The organism is Bifidobacterium jacchi (genome assembly GCF_009078285.1).
Classification (GTDB): Bacteria; Actinomycetota; Actinomycetes; order Actinomycetales; family Bifidobacteriaceae; genus Bifidobacterium; species Bifidobacterium jacchi.
Genome location: NZ_RQSP01000087.1, coordinates 1 through 2,501 on the forward strand (window position 1 = coordinate 1; position 2,501 = coordinate 2,501).

At 67.2% G+C, this 2,501-nt stretch carries 2 protein-coding genes; both read left to right on the forward strand.

Annotated elements, in window-relative coordinates; genetic code table 11:
* The first annotated feature begins 137 nt into the window (after positions 1–137).
* Entirely contained in the window at positions 138–1,640 is a 1,503-nt protein-coding gene (istA, locus tag EHS19_RS10405) for an IS21 family transposase (protein ID WP_151917690.1), read from the forward strand.
* On the forward strand, positions 1,637–2,422 hold the full coding sequence (istB, locus tag EHS19_RS10410; RefSeq protein ID WP_151917689.1) for an IS21-like element helper ATPase IstB: 786 nt from the start codon (positions 1,637–1,639) through the stop codon (positions 2,420–2,422). Before istA ends, istB begins: the two co-directional genes overlap by 4 nt.
* The last annotated feature ends 79 nt before the right edge of the window (positions 2,423–2,501 follow it).

Sequence of the window (2,501 nt, forward strand, 5' to 3'; positions counted from 1 at the left end):
GGCTGATGGTTTTCCTCGGTGTCGTCATCGTTTCCCGGTGATGCGGGAGGCATCGGTTCCGCCGCCTGTATATTCCCGAGTGCTGATTACTCGTTTCGGCCGGTTGCCGCCGGCCGGTGCTCGGGAAGGAAAGGAACATGGCGATACCGATGCCCATTGTGCAAGATATCAGGAGACTCGACCGGCAGGGGTTGTCCCGCGCGGAGATAGCGCGGCGGCTGCATGTGGATCGTGGCACGGTCGCGAAATACGCGGATATGGAGGATCTGAGTCCGAGGCGTCCGGACGATCGGCGCTACGGGTCGAAGATCGACGGGCTTGCCGCGGTGGTGGACGGCTGGTTGGAGGCGGATCGTCGTATGCCGCGCAAGCAGCGGCATACGGCCAGACGCGTGTACGACCGGCTGGTCTCGGAACACGGGTGGGAGGGCTCGTATTCCGTGGTGCAGCGGTACGTGAAGCGCTGGCGGGAGACGAACCGGGAGTCCTCGGCCGCGTTCCTGGACCTGTCGTGGGCTCCGGGCGTGATGCAGGTCGATTTCGGGGTGGCGTTGGCCACCGTCGCGGGGCGTGAGACGGAGACGCATTGCCTGGTGGTCTCGTTCCCGTGGTCGAACATGCGGTACTGCGTGGCGATGCCGGGCGAGAACGCGGAGTGCCTGTGCGCGGGGCTGATGCTCGTGTTCGCGCATGCGGGCGGCGTCCCGCCGGTCATCGTGATGGACAACGCCACCGGCGCCGGGCACAGGAACGCGAAGGGCGAGGTCACGCTCACGGGCGTGTTCGAGTCGTTCGTGGCCCACCACCGGCTCGAGGTGCGCTTCTGCAACCCGTACTCGGGCCATGAGAAGGGCAGCGTGGAGAACGCGGTCGGGTTCCTGCGCCGCAACATCATGGTCCCGCCCATGCGAGCGGAATCATACGAGCAGCTGAGCCGTCTCATGCTGGAGCGGTGCGACGCCCTGGCGGCGGCGTCGTATTGCCCGAGACTGATGGACGTGCCCGTCACGCAGGTGTTCGCCGAGGACAGGGCGGCGTTGGCGCCGTTGCCGTCCACGGTGTTCGACCCGGTGCGCTGGGAGTCCAGGAAGGCCGACAAGCACGGCCGTATCGACATCGATTCCCGATCCTATCTCGCCGGCGGCGCGTGGGCCCGTCGGCACGTGCAGGCCGCGGTCCGCTGGGACACCGTCACGCTCGTCGACCCCGACACGGGCTCGGTCCTGGCCGAATACCCGCGCCCCTACGGGGACGGGCCACGCGTCCTGCAGGACCCGGCCCTGGTGATGCCCATGCTCGCCGCGCGCCCCGGCGCATGGGGCGAAAGCCCGGTACGGCCCGACGTGCCCGACGACGTCCGCTCATGGCTCGACTCCATGGACGACAAGACCCTCAGGGAAAGCCTCAAGGCGATCGCCCACGCGTGCGCCGCGGCCGGGTTCGAGCCCGTGATGCGGGCGTGCGACGAGATCCTCACCTGCAACAAGGACATGGGCCTGCACGCGGACACGCTCACCCCGATCGCGTTGCGCATGCGCGACGGCGACTGGGAATACCCCGGCGCCGTCGACGGACCAGACCTGAGCGGCTACGACGAGTTCATCACCGGCACCCGCCATGACAAGGAGGAGACACGATGACGGCCGGACCCGATCCCACGATCCCGGAGACCAGGCGCAGGAGAGCGTCCACGCAGGAGAAAAGCGAACGGATCCTCGCGATGAGCCGGAGCCTGCCCCTGACCCGCGGCGTGCTCGCCGACACGCTGGCCGAGGCCACACCCACCCAGCTCGACCTCATCGAACGCTGGTTCACGGCCGAACTCGACTCACGCGAGCGGTCCAGACGCGTCCGCCTCCTCAAACAGGCCGGATTCCCCGCGGACAAGACGCTCGACGGCTACGACTGGACCAACCTGAACATGCCCGCCGACTGGGGACGCGAACAGCTCGAAAGCCTCGAGTTCATCAGCCGGTGCGAGGACCTCGTGCTCTACGGGAGCGTCGGCACCGGCAAAAGCCACCTCGCCATCGCGATCGGCAGACTCGCCTGCACCAAGGGCATACCCGTCCGGTTCTTCACCGCGACCGGCCTGCTCATGCGCCTGCGCCGCGCCCAACAGGACAACCGGCTCGACAAGGAACTCGCGGGCATCGGCAAGGCCGGGCTCCTGATCATCGACGAGTTCGGCTACCTGCCCATCGACGAGGAAGGCAGCCGCCTCCTCTTCCAGATCATCAGCGACAGCTACGAGACAAGGAGCATCATCTACACCACCAACATCGAATTCAGCGGATGGGGACGCGTCCTGGGCGACAAGAACATGGCCGCGGCCCTCATCGACCGCACCGTCCACCACGGACGACTCATCAGATTCGAGGGCCGCTCCTACCGCAGCCAGCACGCCCTCATGACCAAATAGCCAACCAACAACACAACAACGCAGACAGGCAGCGGCCGATACCGCCCACCCCGCGGGAAACCCGCTGCCCACCCTGCGG

Bases quoted from the DNA above. Each gene is read 5' to 3' on its own strand.
- istB (WP_151917689.1), top strand. From the start codon at position 1,637: ATGACGGCCGGACCCGATCCCACGATCCCGGAGACCAGGCGCAGGAGA.
- istA (WP_151917690.1), top strand. From the start codon at position 138: ATGGCGATACCGATGCCCATTGTGCAAGATATCAGGAGACTCGACCGG.